Source organism: Mucilaginibacter terrae, from assembly GCF_031951985.1.
GTDB classification, from domain to species: Bacteria; Bacteroidota; Bacteroidia; order Sphingobacteriales; family Sphingobacteriaceae; genus Mucilaginibacter; species Mucilaginibacter terrae_A.
Window position 1 is genome coordinate 165,288 of sequence record NZ_JAVLVU010000001.1, and the last position, 18,449, is coordinate 183,736.

Annotated in this window: 20 protein-coding genes and 1 tRNA gene; 13 read left to right on the top strand and 8 right to left on the bottom strand. The window is 39.5% G+C overall.

Annotation, left to right across the window (positions count from 1 at the left end):
• Positions 1-23 precede the first annotated feature (23 nt).
• From QE417_RS00705 to QE417_RS00720, 4 genes are all read left to right on the top strand, one after another.
• Entirely contained in the window at positions 24-860 is an 837-nt protein-coding gene (locus QE417_RS00705) for an MOSC domain-containing protein (RefSeq protein WP_311946887.1), read from the top strand.
• A gap of 58 nt (positions 861-918) precedes the next feature.
• Entirely contained in the window at positions 919-1,170 is a 252-nt protein-coding gene (locus QE417_RS00710; protein WP_311946893.1) for a hypothetical protein, read from the top strand.
• Between the two features lie 190 nt (positions 1,171-1,360).
• On the top strand, positions 1,361-1,978 hold the full coding sequence (gene msrA / locus QE417_RS00715) for a peptide-methionine (S)-S-oxide reductase MsrA (protein ID WP_311946895.1): 618 nt from the start codon (positions 1,361-1,363) through the stop codon (positions 1,976-1,978).
• A 126-nt stretch (positions 1,979-2,104) separates the two neighbouring features.
• On the top strand, positions 2,105-3,271 hold the full coding sequence (locus QE417_RS00720; protein WP_311946896.1) for a GAF domain-containing protein: 1,167 nt from the start codon (positions 2,105-2,107) through the stop codon (positions 3,269-3,271).
• A 10-nt stretch (positions 3,272-3,281) separates the two neighbouring features.
• Here the strand turns inward: QE417_RS00720 and QE417_RS00725 are convergent, their stop codons facing one another.
• The 3 genes from QE417_RS00725 to QE417_RS00735 form a co-directional block, all read right to left on the bottom strand.
• Positions 3,282-4,103 (bottom strand): SDR family oxidoreductase, encoded by an 822-nt coding sequence (locus QE417_RS00725; RefSeq protein WP_311946898.1) that lies wholly within the window; start codon positions 4,101-4,103, stop codon positions 3,282-3,284.
• A gap of 146 nt (positions 4,104-4,249) precedes the next feature.
• Complete coding sequence (locus QE417_RS00730) at positions 4,250-4,738, bottom strand: HAD-IA family hydrolase (RefSeq protein WP_311946900.1); 489 nt, start codon at positions 4,736-4,738, stop codon at positions 4,250-4,252.
• Positions 4,692-4,883, bottom strand: coding sequence for a hypothetical protein (locus QE417_RS00735; protein ID WP_311946901.1), 192 nt, complete (start codon positions 4,881-4,883; stop codon positions 4,692-4,694). Before QE417_RS00735 ends, QE417_RS00730 begins: the two co-directional genes overlap by 47 nt.
• Positions 4,884-4,958: 75 nt before the next feature.
• Between QE417_RS00735 and QE417_RS00740 the strand changes: the two genes are divergently transcribed.
• The 5 genes from QE417_RS00740 (at position 4,959) to QE417_RS00760 (ending at position 9,307) form a co-directional block, all read left to right on the top strand.
• Positions 4,959-5,032: transfer RNA gene (locus QE417_RS00740), tRNA-Ile, on the top strand.
• 272 nt (positions 5,033-5,304) lie between these two features.
• A complete protein-coding gene (locus QE417_RS00745; protein WP_157541658.1) occupies positions 5,305-6,525 on the top strand; it encodes a site-specific integrase in 1,221 nt (406 codons plus the stop codon).
• Between the two features lie 187 nt (positions 6,526-6,712).
• Complete coding sequence (locus QE417_RS00750; RefSeq protein WP_157541656.1) at positions 6,713-7,045, top strand: type II toxin-antitoxin system RelE/ParE family toxin; 333 nt, start codon at positions 6,713-6,715, stop codon at positions 7,043-7,045.
• Positions 7,046-7,065: 20 nt separating this feature from the next.
• Complete coding sequence (locus QE417_RS00755; protein ID WP_157541654.1) at positions 7,066-8,166, top strand: HigA family addiction module antitoxin; 1,101 nt, start codon at positions 7,066-7,068, stop codon at positions 8,164-8,166.
• 19 nt (positions 8,167-8,185) lie between these two features.
• On the top strand, positions 8,186-9,307 hold the full coding sequence (locus tag QE417_RS00760; protein WP_157541652.1) for a beta family protein: 1,122 nt from the start codon (positions 8,186-8,188) through the stop codon (positions 9,305-9,307).
• Here the strand turns inward: QE417_RS00760 and QE417_RS00765 are convergent.
• From QE417_RS00765 to QE417_RS00785, 5 genes are all read right to left on the bottom strand, one after another.
• Entirely contained in the window at positions 9,304-10,077 is a 774-nt protein-coding gene (locus QE417_RS00765; RefSeq protein WP_157541650.1) for a sce7726 family protein, read from the bottom strand. The two genes, QE417_RS00760 and QE417_RS00765, sit on opposite strands and share 4 nt — an antisense overlap.
• Before the next feature lie 198 nt (positions 10,078-10,275).
• Positions 10,276-11,085 (bottom strand): hypothetical protein, encoded by an 810-nt coding sequence (locus QE417_RS00770; RefSeq protein WP_198171472.1) that lies wholly within the window; start codon positions 11,083-11,085, stop codon positions 10,276-10,278.
• Complete coding sequence (locus QE417_RS00775; protein WP_157541646.1) at positions 11,082-12,794, bottom strand: AAA family ATPase; 1,713 nt, start codon at positions 12,792-12,794, stop codon at positions 11,082-11,084. The genes QE417_RS00770 and QE417_RS00775 overlap by 4 nt, the downstream gene beginning before the upstream one ends.
• A gap of 10 nt (positions 12,795-12,804) precedes the next feature.
• Positions 12,805-14,388 carry a restriction endonuclease subunit S gene (locus QE417_RS00780; RefSeq protein ID WP_157541644.1) on the bottom strand — a complete coding sequence of 528 codons (1,584 nt, stop codon included), beginning with the start codon at positions 14,386-14,388 and terminating at the stop codon, positions 12,805-12,807.
• The gene (locus tag QE417_RS00785; protein ID WP_157541643.1) at positions 14,381-15,799 is read right to left on the bottom strand and encodes a class I SAM-dependent DNA methyltransferase; all 1,419 of its coding nucleotides are present in this window, start codon (positions 15,797-15,799) and stop codon (positions 14,381-14,383) included. The genes QE417_RS00780 and QE417_RS00785 overlap by 8 nt, the downstream gene beginning before the upstream one ends.
• Before the next feature lie 195 nt (positions 15,800-15,994).
• Here QE417_RS00785 and QE417_RS00790 point away from each other — a divergent pair, with 195 nt between their 5' ends.
• The 4 genes from QE417_RS00790 (at position 15,995) to QE417_RS00805 (ending at position 18,447) form a co-directional block, all read left to right on the top strand.
• Positions 15,995-16,324, top strand: coding sequence for a helix-turn-helix domain-containing protein (locus QE417_RS00790; RefSeq protein ID WP_117381989.1), 330 nt, complete (start codon positions 15,995-15,997; stop codon positions 16,322-16,324).
• A 65-nt stretch (positions 16,325-16,389) separates the two neighbouring features.
• The gene (locus tag QE417_RS00795) at positions 16,390-16,641 is read left to right on the top strand and encodes a hypothetical protein (RefSeq protein ID WP_157541641.1); all 252 of its coding nucleotides are present in this window, start codon (positions 16,390-16,392) and stop codon (positions 16,639-16,641) included.
• Between the two features lie 175 nt (positions 16,642-16,816).
• Positions 16,817-17,239: a plasmid mobilization protein gene (locus QE417_RS00800; protein WP_127702927.1), complete on the top strand. Its 423-nt coding sequence runs from the start codon at positions 16,817-16,819 to the stop codon at positions 17,237-17,239.
• Positions 17,194-18,447 (top strand): relaxase/mobilization nuclease domain-containing protein, encoded by a 1,254-nt coding sequence (locus QE417_RS00805; RefSeq protein WP_127702926.1) that lies wholly within the window; start codon positions 17,194-17,196, stop codon positions 18,445-18,447. Before QE417_RS00800 ends, QE417_RS00805 begins: the two co-directional genes overlap by 46 nt.
• Positions 18,448-18,449: the final 2 nt, after the last annotated feature.

Sequence of the window (18,449 nt, forward strand, 5' to 3'; positions counted from 1 at the left end):
GCCCTATCCTTAACAAGCTGTTTATGATACGTATTAGTGAGCTTTATATATATCCGGTTAAGTCATTGGGGGGCATTGCTTTACAAGAGGCTAAGGTAACCAGTCGCGGACTGGAGCATGATCGCCGATGGATGCTGATCGATGATAATAAACAGTTTTTATCGCAACGCAAATATCCGCAAATGGCCTTGTTTAAACTACAGCTATTGCCAAACGGCATACAGGTTTTGCACCAACCCAGCGGCAATTCAACAATAATACCTTACCAGCCGCAAACCAGCGAAGCGGTTGACGTTGTGGTATGGGATGATGTCTGTAATGGTACCTATGTAAGTGCAGAACTGGATAAGTGGTTTAGCCAAATACTCAATATAAGTTGCCGCTTGATACATATGGGCGATAGCCACATCAGGCAAGTTGATCCGCGCTATGCCGGACCAGAACATATAACCTCCTTTGCTGATGGATACCCGATGCTGCTGGTAAGTGAAGGATCTGTTGCCGACCTCAATACCCGCTTAGCCGAGCAAATTAGCGTAAAGCGTTTCAGGCCTAATGTGGTAATTACCGGTGCTGAGGCTTACCATGAAGATCGTATGCAGCATTTTGAAGTATCGGGCATAAATTTTTACGGCGTAAAGCCCTGCGCCCGCTGTGTAATGATAGGTGTTAACCCCGATACCGCAGATTCAGGTACTGAACCGCTTAAAACACTTTCCAGCTACAGGCGCATAAATCATAAAGTAATGTTTGGGCAAAACCTTATCCATAATGGCACTGGTACATTAAGGGTTGGCGATGTAGTTAAACAGCTTAGCGTAGGAGAGGGGCTGCAGTTTAGCCTGGCCGCAAACGCTTAAAATTTTTAGGAAAATTAATGTAAAGTAAACTAACTTGCAGCTTAAAGGTTATTACGCTATGTCAAACGCTTTCGAAATAGATATTCCTAAAAAAGACCATCCATTGGCCGTAATGGTACAACAGCGTGCCGATGCCAATGAATCCAATGTTTTCGACCTGTATTACTGCGACGAACTGTGTGGTTGCATTTTTAAAAATGAGCACAACGTATGGATTTATGAGCCACATACACATGCCGGTTTATTACTTGATGCCGACCAGATACAACACCTGGGTAAAGAAATTGGTGAGCACGCTTACAATAGCTAAATATTAGCTAAATGGGTTTTCTCCTTCGGGAGGATTGCAGAGGGATTTAGAATACATTACCTGATCGTCTAAATCCCTCTCAATTATTTATCTGTGAAATCTCTCCCAAACAAAAAGGCGCTCATTATCACCCTAAAGTCATACTTGCAAACACGCAAACTAAACCCGCCATGGCTTACGTAATTTGAGAATGATGAAGATAAAATATATTTTATTAACCATAGCATTTGCCATGGTTATGCAAAATGCTGTTTACGCGCAAGCCAAAAAACCTGCAACCGAAAAGGCCACATTTGGCATGGGGTGCTTTTGGTGCTCTGAAGCTGTTTTTCAGCGTTTAAAAGGGGTGACCAAGGTGCAATCGGGTTATGCAGGCGGGGCGGTTAAAAATCCAAGTTATGAGGATGTTTGTACCGGCAACACCGGCCATGCCGAGGTTATACAGGTAACATTTCAGCCTGATGTGATTTCTTATAAAGATCTACTCGAAATTTTTTGGAAAATGCACGACCCTACTACCCTTAACAGGCAGGGTGCCGACGAGGGTACGCAATACCGTTCAGTAATATTTTATCACACTCCGCAGCAAAAGCAACTGGCCGACGCATATAAGGTTGAATTGAACAAACAAAAGGTATATCCTAACCCTATAGTTACCGCTATTGAGCCATATAAAAACTTTTACGTGGCCGAAAACTATCATCAAAACTACTTTAATCTTAATGGTAGCCAGCCCTATTGCCGCATGGTTATACAGCCAAAAGTTGATAAACTGGAAAAGGTATTTAAGCAAAAATTAAAACAATAAGTTGTATAGGTGTTTTGTAAACTGTAGTTAGTTTCTTATTATTATATAAATTATCGTAAACGAAGGTTTATAAAATATTAAGTGTTAATTTGAAGCGCTAACCTCCTGAACAGATTATAACCATATATGAGTAACGAAACCGAGCGGATTGATGCTGTTAACCGTTTTAAAACATTAGATGCAGGTATTAATAACGACCTGAACGACCTCGTTAACTTAATTGCTTCTATATGTAATGTGCCCGTAGCGCTCGTTAGTCTTATTGATGATGACATGCAGTGGTTTAAGGCTGCTATTGGTACCGGTGGCCTTACCTGTAACGAACGCGATTTGTCATTTTGCCAGGAAACTATTCAACAAAGCGATGTTTTGGTAGTGAAGGACGCTACACAAGATTCCCGCTTTGCCAAATTACCTATTGTTGCCGGCCCGCCCAATATTAAGTTTTATGCAGGTGCGCCCTTGATTACTTTTGACGGCCATGCCGTAGGTACCTTGTGCGTTTTAGATGTAAAGCCTATGGAGCTTACACCCATGCAGGTGAATGCTATTAAAGTACTTAGTAAACAAGTTTTGACCCTAATTGAACTTAATTGGAGCATGCAAAGCCTGGTGGAGCAAAGTTTTACTGCGCAGAAGCAGAGTCGTGTTATTGAAGATTCGGAACTTAAACTGAAGGCTGTTTTTGAGAGTTCGAAAGATATACACCTGCTTATAGGCCGTAAAATGGAGGTGCTTGCTTTTAATAAGGCTGCCCAAACGTATGTTAAAGACCATTATCAAAAAGATATAAGAATAGGCTCACACCTGCTGAATATTTCTAACCAAGCCTTTACAGATGAATTATCTGAACATATTAGTAAAGCATTGAATGGCGAAGTGGTTAATGTAGAATGGCTCATTGCGCCCGAATCGCCCACCTCATGCTGGCTTTCGGTAAGGTTTGAACCGGTTAGTAATGACAATGGTGCAGTTACAAGCGTGGCCATAAATGCTACCGACATTACTACCCAAAAACTCCATACTGAGCAAATAGAATTACAAAACGCCGCATTACAGCGTATTGCCACCATACAATCGCACGAGCTGCGAAAACCGGTGGCCTCGTTGCTGGGATTGATAGATTTGGTTAAAATGGATGATTCCTTAAACTATGCACACAGCCCGTATTTTTCGCATATAGAAGCATCGGTAAAGGAGTTGGATGCCAAAATTAGAGGCATTGTACACGAATCTGAATCAACGGTTGAACAAACCACTCAAATAATTCCTGAGCTTAAAGGTGCTTGCTGATCAGGTTGTTTCAAAAAAGGTTTTCGGCAAAGCAGTCTGCCCAGTTTTTTACTGTGTAATCATAATTCAATAATAGCTGTGAACTTTTGCAGTTAACAATTTTCCAATTCCCTAATTCATCATTAAAAGAGGGCAGGGGCAAACCCGCATGCTTTGCGGCTAAAATGTAAAATTCCTGTTTTTGCGGATGATTGGGCGTGCAGGCATTGAACACATGACCATAGGCTTGGTGCTGCAAAATAGCCTCAGTTATACCAATACAGTCGTGCAGGTGAATGAGGTTTACCGGTGCCCGCCCATTAGCAACGCCGGTTTTACCAGCAAAAAAACGACCGGGATGACGGCCAGGGCCAACCAACCCGCCAAACCGAATAATGCTGGTTAAAAATCCGGTCTCTTGCTTGAAAAGATTTTCGGCTGATAGCAGTACCTTGCTGCTTCCCGAATCAGGCTGTATTGGCGTGTCTTCATCTACTTCGGCATTAACCTCAGGGTATACGCCTGTTGAACTGATGAAGATAAGCTGTTTAACATGATGCTTTTTTAGCACAGCTATCAATTGCTCAATTTTAAGTAAATACTCTTCATGCTCACCTTTACGTAGTTTAGGCGGAATGCTTATAATTAGCGTGTCGCAGTTAAAAAAATCATTATCATAAACAGCGGCACTTCCTGTAATATTAACCTGGTAAGGGTGTATTAAGGCCGCCTCTAATTCATCAAACCGTTCGGGAGATGTAGTTGAACCCTTTATGCTATACCCAACTTGGGCAAGCGCATTACCTACTGCCAGCCCATACCAACCACAACCTAAAATGCTTATAATTCTCATTAGTTATTTGCTTATTTATAAAGTATTGAAGTGTTCAATTCGTTCAACTCGTTCAATATTTTTCATAAAACACCATATTAAATATTCCAGTAATAACGGGAAAATATCGGGCAATTTCGAGGTTTTCAGAATAAAAAATCAAAATGCTACATCAGGTTTTCGCGGCTGGCAAATGCCTGTAAGGTATCGGGCTGAGTCATCAAAAAGGTTTGTATACCCAGTTTTTTAGCACCTTCCAAATGTTGCGGACTATCATCAATAAATAATGTTTCGGCTGGGTTTAGGTTGTTTTCATTTAGTACCTGCTCAAAAATAGCCTGCTCAGGTTTCCGTTTACCAGTAAAATGCGAATAATATATTTTCTCAAAAAGATGGTCGTTGCTCTCAAAATCGAACTTTTCTTTCAAATACTTCATGATGAAGTTGTAGTGGATTTCGTTGATGTTACTGAGTAAAAAAGTGCGGTACTTGTTTTTTAATTGGAGTAATAATTCGTGGTTCCCATCGGCAATACCAACCAGGATACTGTTCCATGCAGCATCAATTTCATCATCGGTAAGACTTGGATTAGCGGCTTTTTCGCGAATTTTATTGCGGAATTCGTCGGCAGAAATTTGTCCGGCGGTCAAAAGCATCAAACACGGGGTCTTGCTGCCGGTGCCCAAAAAATGTTTCTACATCGCTGATTCCCAAATATTTCAGGGATTGCTGTACACGGGCAAAATCGATGTTGAAAATCACGTTACCATAATCGAAAATAATGTTTTTTATATTTTGCATATAATGTTTGGGTATTTGCTGCAAATATCTAAATTTGCACACCCGGAAACAAAAAGGGTACACATAAAAATAACCGCGCCTATAGCTCAGTCGGTTAGAGTAGAAGACTCATAATCTTTTGGTCCCTGGTTCGAGCCCAGGTGGGCGCACAAACTCCGCTTCCAGGAGTACCTAAAACCCCTTAAATAGCTTATTTAGGGGGTTTTTTCATTAATTATCCCCTTCCTAACCCCAAAGAAAGCCAAACTTCTGAGCACCTAACTGAGCACCTCTTTTAAGTTTTTAACTTAGGTGCTCAGTTTCGATGCAATTTGTTGAAATGCAATCGGTTACGGTATTTTTTAGGTTTCATCGGCCACTTTACATGCACGGAATATGTAGCCTGCTACATCAATTTGAACATTAAATAAGGAGATAAAAAATGAAAACATCACAATCATTCAGAGTGCACTTTGTAGTTAGAGCCTATAAAGCGAAAAATGGTAAAGCTCCGCTCTACGCGGCAGTTACAGTAAATAGGGAAAAATGCCTCATTGGATTGAAAGAAAGTGTTCCAATAGAGATGTGGGATGTTGACAAGGGATACCCAAAGGGAACTCGGGATCAGGTCAAAAAGCTCTCAACATTCCTTGAAGAGGTACGCTTGAAGTTGGGAAATTGCTATAAGGAATTGCAATTGAAAGGAAAATTCATTGACACAAAATCGATCAAGAGCCTTTTCCTCGGTGAGAAGGAAGAAGCCTTTACGCTTAATAGCCTAATGAGCTACCATAATGAAACGGCTACATCTGACCTGAAATGGAGTACGCTTAAGCATTACTTTGTTACCCAGCGGTACCTAAAAAAGTTCATTGAAGAGCATTATAAGGCTACTGACATTTACCTACGTGAGCTTAATTACAAGTTTGTGAAAGACTTCGAAGTTTTCTTACGTAACCACAAACCGAAAGATCATCAAAAGCCGCTTAATAACAATGGAGTGATGAAACACATCATCCGGTTAAAGAAGATGACGAACCTGGCCTTAAATCTCCACTGGATAGATGCAGACCCATTCGCCACTTATAAACTTAAAATTCAAAAAGTAAATAGAGAGCAATTGTCGGAAGTTGAACTAAAAGCTATAGAAGAAAAAAAGTTTGGAATTGAGCGTTTGGAAATGGTGAGAGACATGTTCGTCTTTTGCTGCTATACGGGCCTATCCTACGTGGATGTAAGCAATCTTGAGCCCGAGCATATAGTAATGGGTGCTGACGGCGACCGATGGATTAGGACATGCCGTGAAAAGACGCTTATACCTGTGATAGTGCCGTTACTGCCCAAAGCGTTAGCTATTCTTGATAAGTATAAAGATAATGAGCGGGCTTTATACGACGGCCGAGTGTTTCCAAAAATATCTAATCAAAAAGTAAACAGCTACCTAAAGGAGATTGCTGACCGATGTGACATTATTAAGAATGTGACTTTTCATATCGCTAGGCATACTTTTGCTACCACCGTAACATTATCTAATGGTGTGCCTATTGAAACGGTAAGCAAGATTTTAGGTCATACTAAAATTACGACCACTCAGATTTATGCTAAGGTTGTTGAACGGAAGTTAAAAGAAGACATGAAGATGCTTCAAAGCAAATTATCTTGATTAGGGAAAACGTTAAAAAAATCTTAAACATGTCATTGTCTTGCATTTAAATATGTTGTATTAGAATAAACCTCAACGCAAGTCCACTCATTTTCAGCGGTATAAAAAGCTAAGGAATTTGGATTTAAAAAAATATTAAGTAAGTTTGTAAAAATATTACCGAAAATCGGTAATTAAAATTTTTGAAATGAACATTAGTTACCGTTCAAACAAGATCAAGAAAAAGCTTTGTTCCGCAGCCGAAATTAAAAAGGCATACGGTACAATGGCTAAGAAAGTACAGCAGAGATTGGATGATATTGAAGCATCCCCTAATCTTAAAGTACTGATGCAAATCCCTGCGGCAAATTGTCACCCGCTTTCAGGCGATATGCAAGGCGAATGGGCATTGGACATTTCAGGGAATCACCGGATGATATTCGACATCAACCATGATCCTGTTCCTCAAAAGGAATTCGGTGGTATCGAAACATTGGAAGTGACCGATATCAGGATTATAGATACGACAGATTACCATTAATCCATATCAAAAGAAGAGACATGAGCAGCAATATAAAAATAGAAAGAGAATTGTTAACTAAGCCTGGGGACACTATTTTGGAAACTCTTCAGCATCTAAAAATGAGCCAAGCTGAGTTAGCTGAACGCATGGGGAAAACTCCTGGAAAGATCAATGACCTGATCTCAGGAAAAGCTCCTATAACGGTTAATTCCGCTATGCAGTTAGAAAAAGTTTTGGGTATAGATATGCAGTTCTGGCTGAACCGCGAAATGTTTTATCGTGAGAAGTTAGCGAGAATCGAGCAAGAGGAATTTTTAGAACAATGCCTGGATTGGCTAAAAGAACAACCGGTCAAAGAATTACAAAAGTTCGGGTATTTAAAAAGTGATAAGGTTGGAACGGAAATGGTCGAGGAGTGCTTGCAATTCTATGGCGTAGTCTCGCCAGTTGAATGGGAAAACGTGTATATCGAAAATTACGCGCAGACCAGTTTTAGAAAAAGCCCGAATCATAAGACGCTTTTAAGCAGTATGGCAGCTTGGTTAAGGATTGCAGAACTAAAGCTAAGAAAACAACAATATCCGGAGTTTAAAAAAGATACTTTTAAGTCAGTTCTTCAGAAGGTTAAAAATTTAGTACAATCACAACCGGAAGATTTTCCAACTACCCTACAATCATTATGTCAGCAGGCTGGAGTTGCAGTTATTTATTCGAACAGTCTTCCAAAAGCACCAATCAGTGGTGCTGCTCGATGGGTCGGCGGGACACCTTTGATCCAAATTACAGATAGGTATAAGACCAATGATCATTTTTGGTTCACATTTTACCACGAAGCTGGGCACATCTTATTACATGGGAAAAAAGACGTTTTTATAGAGGAATTTGAGGGTGTGGAAAATGACAGTAATAAAGAACAGGAAGCGAATGATTTCGCTCGTGATTGGTTGCTTCCGGATACTTTTTTAGAACAGATTGATGAACAGCAAGTCGATGAAAAGATTGTTCGAAGAATTGCCCGGGAATATTCCACACATCCGGCTATTGTGGTCGGACGTTTACAAAACCTCAAAAAGGTTCCGCATTTCTTTGGATCGAATCTAAAAGTAAAGATCAACCTCGATTATTTCATTGAACACTAATCCAATTAACTAAATAGCCATGAGCATACCAACTTACATACCGGTCTTTAGATTACGTCAAGAGGAAAAGAAAGTATTGACCTCATTCAATTTCGGTGCTGATATTTTTCCATATGTTGAAATTTTCAAGGAATTTGAACGGTTACCACCGAAGCCTAAGGCTGGAAAACCCAAAAAAAAGCCGCGTGAACCTAAACATTTTAATGAGATTTATATCCCAACGCTTAATAGTATCAATAGCGAAAAAGTTTTTGTTGACCTGCCTGTTCATTTGCAGCAGTCAAGGAAAATGAAAAAAGAGGTGCTTGAGTTTCTTCGTGGTGTTGTTGGAAACAGGAAGGTGCGGACAGATTACCTGTTAAGCTTAAGTATTCTGCGGAACAAGGTCATACCTGTGATTAGCACCTATTCTCAATTAACCGGTGAGCCAAATTCGATTAAGTTGCAGGAAGCTGATCTGCGCGTCGTTTATCCAATTCTAGCTTTTAGAACGTCTGAAAAAACATTTACCAATGACATGAATCAGATTAGTTCAGTTGCTCAAGCAGGTGATTTTTTAATCGTCGATTTGGAAGACTACAATCTTTCAGACAAGGAAGATATGGCAACGATTCAATTCATGATCGATTTCTTAATGGCGTTTGATCAATGTCACGTCGTATTGCTGCGCAACAGTATCCTTAACAGCATCAAAAACTTTGAATTGGGGCATTGTGAAAGGATTAACGTCATTGATAACAGCTTAATGAATCGCTATGACAAACTTGGAGCGAACTGCTTTGCAGATTACGCAGGCATCAAAAAGGACAAAGTAGAAGATGGCGGAGCTGTTAGTCCAGGATTTATTTTTTACGATGCTGTACAAAATAATTTTTTCGGTTTTAAAGGATCTGAAAAACGTGAGTTGAAAGACTTTGAGAACATTATAATTCCGGCTGTTCTCGCATCAGATGCGGCTGCAAGAATGCAAAGCGCAGAATCCGACTATCTTTCTGTTGAAAATAAAGGCTGGAAAATGATTGAAGATATTTGGGATGAAGAAGAAAGCGGCAAGAATCAAGCAAAATTCAAACGGATATCAATGGAACATTATTTACATTGTATTAGAACAAAGATTGAGGACGGTTATTTTCTACTTTAGCTGTAGATATGTACCGGTTTGATGTTTTTGTTAAAAAAGAACTGAATATCAATAGGTAGAATGTCATTGGAATGTTCTACAACAAACTCCCACCTGCTACGGTAGCGCTCTTTAAGTGCAAGTTTAAATAAGTCATTTATAGTTGTGATATTATTGCTGATCAAAATATCTTCTTGGTTGCCCATACCGAAAAATTGCACTAATTCCTTTTTGGTTAGCAATGACAATTGAACTGAAGGATTGAGATGCTGATTAAACTTCGGTTTACGATAAAAGCTGTGCTGATCTTTTTCTACTGTGATGATCCCAAAATTCTCTGGTATTATGCCAATGCATCTCTTAAGATGACGCTCATGAATGACCAAGTTATTGAACTCAAAAGCTGATAAATAGTCAACGGATTGTTTTGCCAACTTATCTAAGTTATCCAGATTTGATTTAATCTCGAAACTGGTGGTAAAACCATTAATGGTCAGAAAGTCTACTCGGCTCCTTTTAACCTTTATCTCATAAGCCGCCACGACGTTTTTATCGTGGAATTCCTTAAATAATTCATACTTAAGCACCTGTTCACCATCATAGCTATGTAAGATCAGATCGTTGATCTTTTGATGCAATTCCAATTTGCAGCATTTGCTAAAATTGTTTTTGGGATAGATCATTAAAAGCAATTCCCGCAACTTTGGTCCATAGTGCAAGGTACTGTAACCTTTTACTACTTCCTTAACTGCCTTATAATCAATTGCTGTTTGTTGGCTTCTTTTTCCCATGAGTTCTTTGTAAAATAACTCAAAAAATTATGTTTAATGAATTATTTATGGAATATATCGTTATGGCATACTTTTGCTATCCTGTCACTTTATCGAACGATGTACCTAATAAGCACTTAAACTAAAACTTGCTTTAAAATCACTAATTTTTAACATCTACAAAATTCTATAACGAAGTTCGGAGAATAGCTTAAATATTTAAGCTTCAAGCAGCTGTTGAATCCAAGGATGATTTTCAGCACGTTGACCCCGTAATAGATACCTCATTTCACCACTATAAGGCGCTTCGCGACTTATAGTGGTGTGAATACGCTTGGCTACTTTTTTAAAACCTGGTTTTCTTGTTTCATCAACTTGGGAAATATCAAAAAGATTCTTCGCTTCCATGATGTCGGCTATTAGGCTAACTGCAATACCATGCCGCCTAACGCAAGTAGCATCTCTATCTAAATGGAAAATTTCAATTGATGCATTAACTCTTGACAAATCTAACTGGACTTCTGTCGCACAGCATGGTTTTCCGTTTTCTTGCTGGCACCCTAATAACTCACAGTCCTCGATTACGCAAGGGTCTAATAACTTGGGTCCTTCATTATCTATGGATGCTTGTTGATAAACCCTTCTTGCTTCGTCAAGCAGTGGAAACTTGTCAGCTTTTCCTCCTGCGGTTCCAAATTCTACATCTATTCGTTTACTGTTGCAAAATGTGCATGCCAGACGAAAGTTAGACTTATCAAGTGCGAGCCATCGATATCCAGTATGATTTAATGCTTCAAATACCCTGTTTTTAGGACGATAGTGATCTACTGCATTATCATTACGGTCAACGGGCGATTCGCAATACCAGCATTTGAAATGGGATAATTGAAGCATGGCAGGCTTAAGTTCTCTCCAAATATCTCCATAATCATCCGGGGCTGCTCCACCAGCTATTTGAGCTGCTGCGACAGCTGATCTTGCCAGCCACCCATCTGGCATTCTCAAAGAGTCAATATTAATGTATCTCATATTTGCTGATTGTCATTGTCAGCCAATAAATCGTCTATTAACTCTTTCGCCAGCTGTTCGCGTTCCTGTCTATTCAAACTCACAGTGCTCTTTGATAAGGCCTCTGTTTCTTCAGTTTTGAAACGCTTTGTTAGTGCGCGATGTCTAATTCTTAAATAACGGCTATATTCATCATCGGGATGAAAAAATCTAAAGCCTAACTTGTTCAGTTGATCATTAAGTTGATCAAGCTCTTGTTGTTCGCTTAGTGTGAGATTCTTTTTCGCACCTAAAATTCTTTGTTTTTCCAAAGTCTGTTGCGTCGATTGATCTAAAGTTGATGCTATACCAAACATGTCACTTGCGACAATCGCAGCATATCCCATTCCTCGCGGGTCATCTTCAGGGTAGGTTGCAATTACTTTTCTGTTCTGTTCTACATCATCAATATGCAAAATTTGAACTTGCTCTTTAACCAACTCTGCAATTGCTAATGGATTATGAGTTGTTAATAAAATGTGACTATTAGTATTTCCTTTTGACGACCTTGTAATCACATTTTTTAAGTAATTCAAATAATCTACACTCCATCGAGGATTTAAATGTGTATCTGGTTCATCAAGTAGAAAAAGGCTTTCTTCGTCTGCGGTAAACTTTAATAATCCTAAAACAGTAAGCAATTGTTGCTCGCCCTCACTTAACTCCCGAAAGGTTACCGTTTGATCACTTTTTTTCAATTTTACCTTTATTCTAACCTCGTTGATTAGTTGAGATACATATGTGCTTTCAAGATCTCTAAAAAAAGCAGCTGGAGATTGATCACCGACTAATTTTCGAAGTGAAGCAATGTCTTTGACAAATAAATATTTAAACTGCAACGTTTCCTTATTCCATAGAGAGACTGGAACTCTTCTCGTTGTCTCAATTGGGGCTAAAGAAATATCAAGTAGTTTTGATAAAAATTTACTTACTACGCCTTTTGCTCCCCAAAACCTAAGATCACCATCATCTCGCGGTTTCCACGGTGGCTGTCTAAGTACAAAAAGAACTGATTCTAATCCATCTATTGGATCTAATCCAAGATTATCTCTTAAAAAATCGGCAATTAGATCATCATCGCTTTCTCTTTCAATCAAAAAGGCAAGTAAGACGAACTGGCTATGTACTGGTAATGCATAAAACAATCTTTTGTTACCTGGATCTTCACCTTTTCTTAACTTGTCATCATACCATTCCAAATAAGGTAGAAAAATTTCATGCATCCGCTGGCTATCTCCAGAGTAGTAACTAAATACATACCGTGGAAGAGCCTTGGTATCGTCAAGAAATTTATTGATGGTTATAATATGATCTCTTTTAATGTCATCTGTGAAATACTCGCTTATTGATGCGTTATTCATAAGAGACTTTTCAGCAATATGAATTAAAAACTTATTGCGAATTCTGTCAGGATCATGGTCAATTACTACTGCTCTTTCGTCTTTGTCTGTGCCTATCCAATAGGAAAGATTGAAGGCAAAATCAATTTTCGGATTTTTTTTAGGACTAATAAACTCCCTAAAAATGATCGCTAATGCCTCAAGAACATTTGATTTTCCTGTTCCGTTCCAGCCTATTACAACTGTTACCCAATGATTTTGATCAAAATCAATTGTTATGTCTTTTAAGTTTTTAAATTGATGGCTTGGACTCTTAGACGAGGAACCAATTGTGATTTTATCTAATCGCATTCAAGTAGTATTAATGTGATAATTTAATGCGATCAAAAAGTTTCCTACCTTCAGAATCCAATACTGGTTGTACAGCCAACATACCTTTTTTGTCTAAAGCTCTTAGCTCAGCATATAATGGCTCAATTTCTTCAGTAGTTGAGTCCAGCCTGATGCCACATCGTTGAAATGCTTCTTGAGCAGCAAGCCATTCGTCAGCTTCTGATAAAACATCTAAAAGTTTTTTCATAATATTCGCTGTGCTTTTGCCCGTTTGTTTGGGCTTTCTTATGATAATTTTATTTGCATTTATATCATGCAGTTTAATTTGATCTAAAATATCAATTGCGGTGTGTTCGTGAGTAACATTTCTGGTAAGTTCTCCACTAAATGCTTTTGAGTAAAAGGTGGTTTCGAGACTGCTAAGTTTTCCTGAAGCGCCATCAACGCCATTTATTATATTTATGATACGGTTAAAGTTCTTTTCAATGATAGCGATGATTTCCCGTTGCTCTTCTACTGATGGTAACGGAAGAATAAATGTTTTTAGCTTTGTCGCATTAATATTTGACTGGCTAATTCCGTCGCTTTTAACGCGTCTGCAAAACTCTCTTCCCTGTGGGCTGTTCAGGCAAATATTTAAATAATCAGGAAGCATAACATCACTACAACGCACTCTTATCAAATAACCAGCGTAAATAGCTTCTCTTTCACCTTTATATACAGCAGTTTTCCCAACCAATTCAGGACTATTCGTTCGGTTGAACAAAACATCACCGGCTTTTAATATATACTTTTTTATCTCCTGATTGTCGTTAGTATAAACTAAGTCACTCCAATCAATAGCTCCGTCTTGTATATTACCCATCCGTAAAACTGGAATTTTACCAATTCTAGATGACTTAGATGATGTCCCATAAGTAATTTCTGAAATTATACTGCCAAGTTGAACTCTTTCAGGTGTGAATTTTTTGTGTTTAAATCTCCATTCTTCCGTTAACACTCCCGAATAAGCATTCTCAAGAACTTTGGCCTTCAAGGTTTCCGCTAATTGTACGGCAGCATTTAAATGTGATCGCGTTCTTTGAAGTTTACTATTCAGTCCTGATAGGTAGTTCACAATCACAGCCTGTTCCTCTAATGGCGCCAATGGAAAACTAATAGTAGATGCTTTAAAGCCAGAAAGTTCTTTAAAGGTAGTACCACTTGAAATACTCTCTAAGTAGTTCTTCGAGAATAAAAGATAATATCTGACATATTCGGGATTAATAGAGCCTTTTAAAACAAAAGTCTTAAATCCTTGGCTTGTACACAATTCATTTGCAGCGATAACACAATAACCAACAGGTGCTCTTGAGCTTAAAAGCACAGAACCTCTTGGTACAATTTTGGCCGAACTATTAGCATAGCCTTTCTCACTTAGACTTCTTTTACCCTTTCGTATAAAGGTTTCTGAATACCCGGTTAGATCCGCAGGTGTAATCCATGGTATTCCATTCATTTCAAAATTGGATCCATCTCCGGTTGGTGGCGTTCCTCCGCCAATGACTTCAGCTAATTCTCCAAGCCTCACCCAACACCAATCATCGGGTATGATCCACCGCATCTCAGTCATCGTTACCCTTTGATTCTAAAGCTTCGAAATCCTCTGTTAAATCTTTTATTTCACTCATTGCTTCCCGCAAATGATCAAAAATAGCAGCGGCAATTTCAGTCGTATCAAATACCTGATCTTCTATTGCATTCTCTGCTTTTAACCATGAAATATCAAGACTATCATCATTTTCACGAATTTCATCTCGCGTAAAGGAACGCCATCGCCCTTCATTTCCTTGATCAACTCGCTCGCTGTTACCTTTAGGATCCCTTCCAAATGCAATTTCGAAGGCTGCAAAGTCCTCTGTAGAAAGAGGCCTCCTCTTTCCAAATCTAACGGGTAAAGTCCTCATATCGTAAAACCAGACATTACTAGTATTTGCATTACCTGATTTCCCTTTTGTGAAAAACAAAACATTTGTTTTCACTCCTTGGCTATAAAATATACCGACAGGTAATCTCAAAATAGTATGAAGGTTGCATTTTGCCATTAACTCCTGACGAATGGTTTTTCCAACACCTGCCTCAAACAATACATTATCTGGAAGAACGACGGCAGCCCGTCCGCCAGGTTTTAGGGTCGAGATGATATGCTGTAAAAATGCAAGTTGTTTGTTACTTGTAAAATGAATTATATCTTGTCTTTTTTGCCTTGCGCTACCGGCTTTAGCCCCAAATGGAGGATTTGCTAAAACAACGTCGGCGCTTGAAAGTAATCTTGAATCATCCGTTAATGCGTCTCCTAAGATGATTGATGCACTTAATTGATGTAAGAATACGTTCATCAAACAAATCCTATAAGTTGACTTCTCAATCTCAACTCCCTCGTATTTGGGTGGATTCTCGTTGTAAACATTTAAACTATTATTATCACGTATATACTTATCAGCAGATATTAAAAATCCACCGCTACCAACAGCTGGATCTTGAATTAGTTCGCCAGCCTTAGGGCATATAAGTTTTACGATAGTATCTACGAGAGCTCTCGGAGTAAAATATTGGCCAGCACCAGACCTTGCGTCTTGGGAATTTTTTGAAAGCAGGCCTTCATAAATATCGCCCATGCCATCTTGGGTTATCGAATGCCAATCAATTTTTGCAATTCCATCGATTACAGCTTTCAGATTTTCCGAATGCGAAAATACGGTTGTCGGAAATGCATAGATTTTTCTAATTATATCAACACTAGCATGTCCCCCTAAAAACGTAAGTATATCCCGATACTCAGTCAATAAATCATCACCTTTATAACCGATTAATTTTCCCCATCGACAATGGTCGGGTAACAATTCCTCAGTTTTGTTTTCTTCCGCAATCTTTAAAAATAATAGATATGTCAACTCAGAAATGTACTCATGATAGCTAATGCCATCACCCCTTAGTATGTGACAAAGGTTCCATATCTTTTGAATTATATTCTCATTGTTCATTTACAATCTTTCAAGCTTCATTTTCCTGCTAAAGTACGTTGTTTTAGTGGCATGGCAGCGAGTAATTGACGGTGTCACTTGAACTAACTGATAATTAAAAATAAAATTTCTAAAAAAAAACACCCTACCTTGTACATGAGGTGTGATGTTTTCAATTTTCACTTCTTCACATTTGCTGTTGCTAAATTTTAAGCTATGGCAAATCATAATGAAATCCAACATGACTTTCCTAAAGTAAACCGTGATCAGCTCATCACGGTTCAGGACTTGCTCGACTTTAAGCAACAGCTGATCGTTGATATTAAGAAGTTGCTCAAAGAACAATCCGGCCAGCCGGGCCACCAGTGGTTGAAAGCTTTTGAGATCAAAAAAATGCTCCGGCTTTCTGAAAGCAAACTGCAATACCTTCGGGATAAAGGCTTGATCCCTTTCAAAAAATTAGGTGGTATAACCTACTACAATTCCGAGGAAATTGAAAAGCTGATGGCTTCCGGCAAGTTGAACGATCAGATGAAAATGGCATGAAACGCAAGGCCAAACGGACTATACCGAGACAGCCAAAGGAGGTCAGGAAAAGCAGCAAAAATATTGTGCATAATCACGACGGCCTGGGAACTACCATGCCCCCCGACAAGGACGTTTTGCTCATCTACTTTGACCAAAAAGGTGAAGGCGAATTAGCTGAAGACTTTTTCAACGAGCATGATGCTCGTGGATGGAAGACCCCAACTGGCGGCAAGATCTTCAACTGGAAGGTATGTGCATCTGAATGGATTTATAACCATCACCAGGACGTAAAACGCAGGTTTAGGCAGTCCCCATTTTACAGTGAATCGTTTTAAGTTGATGACGTTGAACAAATCCAAATCGAGGATTTTGCAAAAGGACGAGATTGCATTTTTGAGCAATCAGCAAGATAAACCGTTGTCGGACAACGGAATCTTGCCCTCCCTTCCAAAGTCAGTTTGGGGGCACTATAAAAATCCTCCGAAGTCGGATTTTTAGAAGATGTGAGTTATGGAAAATGAAGAAGAGAACAGGTTACGAAAGATCACCACGCGATTTAAACCAGGTGAATTTTTACTGATAGACAAGCGTTTCAAAAAGACGCGGTTCAGAAAGATGAGCGAGTACATCCGGTGCGTTTTACTGGAGAAACCGATCACCGTAACTTACCGGGACAAGTCCATGGATGAGATGCTGGAAGAGCTGGCTTTACTGCGCCGGGAGCTCAATGCCATCGGTAATAATCTAAACCAAGCTGTCCGTCAGATCAACGCGGCACATGGCTCCGCAGACAACCGTTTATGGTTATCGCTTATGTCTATCATCAGGTCCAAAGTTGATCCCGCCATCGCCCAGATCAAAGACCGCATGCAAAACTTTTCAGAACTATGGTCGCAAAAATTAAAACCGGACGAAGCATCCTCGGGGCAATAAATTACAATGAGCATAAGGTGCGTTCAGGCAAGGCTGAATTGATCCTGGCACAGGGTTATTTGAAGGAGCCGCTTGACCTGTCTTTCAGCGACAAGGTGAACCGGTTGACTGACCTGACAAAACGGAATGAGCGCACACAGGTCAATGCCTTACACGTGTCATTGAATTTTGCTGTTGGCGAAAGTTTGGAAAAATGGACACTTCAGCAAATTGCCGATGAATACATGGAAGGCTTAGGATTTGGTAAGCAACCCTACCTTGTCTACCAGCATTACGATGCCGGACATCCGCACCTGCATCTCGTTTCTACCAATATTAAACCGGATGGTGAAAGGATCAGCTTTCATTTGCTGGCTAATAAAGCCTCTGAGCAGTCGCGGAAGCAGGTAGAGCTGAATTATGGATTAGTCAAGGCAGAAGATCAAGGCAAAGCACAACATAACATAAAATCTCTATCCCTGGAACAAGTAGCTTACGGGAAATCAGAAACTAAACGGGCCATCACTAATGTCGTAAGTGAGGTATTGCGAACATACAAGTTTACCAGTATCCCGGAATTCAACGCGGTTCTGAACGGCTTTAACGTGACGGCTGACCGGGGTTCAAAAGAATCCAGAATGTATGAGAAAAACGGGTTGGTATACTGGGCACTGGATGGTAAAGGCAGCAAGATCGGCGTTCCCATCAAGGCCAGCAGTATCTACGGTAAACCAACGTTAAAGGCGCTCGAAGGACGCTTTGCTTTAAATGACGTGCTACGCAAATCATTAAGAGAGCAGGTAAAGCAGACGATTGATGATCTGCTGAACAAACCGATTGGTAAAACCGAGTTTCAGTTAAAGCTTAAGGAACAGAATATTGAAGCCATTTTTAGGCACAGTGAGGATGGCCGGTTGTATGGGGTGACGTTTGTCGATCATAAAACTAAAGCTGTGTTCAACGGCAGTGACTTAGGCAAAAAATATAGCGCAAACAGCCTTTCACAATTCTTTGCACGATCAGAAGGAAGCATTAAACCAAGCCATAACGTTGAACTATCCGGCAATAAACATTTGCCTGATAACACAGGAATTACAGGTAGTAACAACTTCAGCAGTGGCAGTGCATTCCTAGAAGCCTTATACCAGGAGGAAAAACAAGATATGACAGCCATCGGCAGGCTTCAGCAAAGAAAGCGCAAGAAAAAACGCAGAGGACATTCACTTTAAAT

What these genes read in the sequence shown, in the direction of transcription:
- QE417_RS00705 (WP_311946887.1), top strand. Translation starts at nt 24, where the DNA reads ATGATACGTATTAGTGAGCTTTATATATATCCGGTTAAGTCATTGGGG.
- QE417_RS00710 (WP_311946893.1), top strand. Translation starts at nt 919, where the DNA reads ATGTCAAACGCTTTCGAAATAGATATTCCTAAAAAAGACCATCCATTG.
- msrA (WP_311946895.1), top strand. Translation starts at nt 1,361, where the DNA reads ATGATGAAGATAAAATATATTTTATTAACCATAGCATTTGCCATGGTT.
- QE417_RS00720 (WP_311946896.1), top strand. Translation starts at nt 2,105, where the DNA reads ATGAGTAACGAAACCGAGCGGATTGATGCTGTTAACCGTTTTAAAACA.
- QE417_RS00725 (WP_311946898.1), bottom strand. Translation starts at nt 4,103, where the DNA reads ATGAGAATTATAAGCATTTTAGGTTGTGGTTGGTATGGGCTGGCAGTA.
- QE417_RS00730 (WP_311946900.1), bottom strand. Translation starts at nt 4,738, where the DNA reads ATGCTTTTGACCGCCGGACAAATTTCTGCCGACGAATTCCGCAATAAA.
- QE417_RS00735 (WP_311946901.1), bottom strand. Translation starts at nt 4,883, where the DNA reads ATGCAAAATATAAAAAACATTATTTTCGATTATGGTAACGTGATTTTC.
- QE417_RS00745 (WP_157541658.1), top strand. Translation starts at nt 5,305, where the DNA reads ATGAAAACATCACAATCATTCAGAGTGCACTTTGTAGTTAGAGCCTAT.
- QE417_RS00750 (WP_157541656.1), top strand. Translation starts at nt 6,713, where the DNA reads ATGAACATTAGTTACCGTTCAAACAAGATCAAGAAAAAGCTTTGTTCC.
- QE417_RS00755 (WP_157541654.1), top strand. Translation starts at nt 7,066, where the DNA reads ATGAGCAGCAATATAAAAATAGAAAGAGAATTGTTAACTAAGCCTGGG.
- QE417_RS00760 (WP_157541652.1), top strand. Translation starts at nt 8,186, where the DNA reads ATGAGCATACCAACTTACATACCGGTCTTTAGATTACGTCAAGAGGAA.
- QE417_RS00765 (WP_157541650.1), bottom strand. Translation starts at nt 10,077, where the DNA reads ATGGGAAAAAGAAGCCAACAAACAGCAATTGATTATAAGGCAGTTAAG.
- QE417_RS00770 (WP_198171472.1), bottom strand. Translation starts at nt 11,085, where the DNA reads ATGAGATACATTAATATTGACTCTTTGAGAATGCCAGATGGGTGGCTG.
- QE417_RS00775 (WP_157541646.1), bottom strand. Translation starts at nt 12,794, where the DNA reads ATGCGATTAGATAAAATCACAATTGGTTCCTCGTCTAAGAGTCCAAGC.
- QE417_RS00780 (WP_157541644.1), bottom strand. Translation starts at nt 14,388, where the DNA reads ATGACTGAGATGCGGTGGATCATACCCGATGATTGGTGTTGGGTGAGG.
- QE417_RS00785 (WP_157541643.1), bottom strand. Translation starts at nt 15,799, where the DNA reads ATGAACAATGAGAATATAATTCAAAAGATATGGAACCTTTGTCACATA.
- QE417_RS00790 (WP_117381989.1), top strand. Translation starts at nt 15,995, where the DNA reads ATGGCAAATCATAATGAAATCCAACATGACTTTCCTAAAGTAAACCGT.
- QE417_RS00800 (WP_127702927.1), top strand. Translation starts at nt 16,817, where the DNA reads ATGGAAAATGAAGAAGAGAACAGGTTACGAAAGATCACCACGCGATTT.
- QE417_RS00805 (WP_127702926.1), top strand. Translation starts at nt 17,194, where the DNA reads ATGGTCGCAAAAATTAAAACCGGACGAAGCATCCTCGGGGCAATAAAT.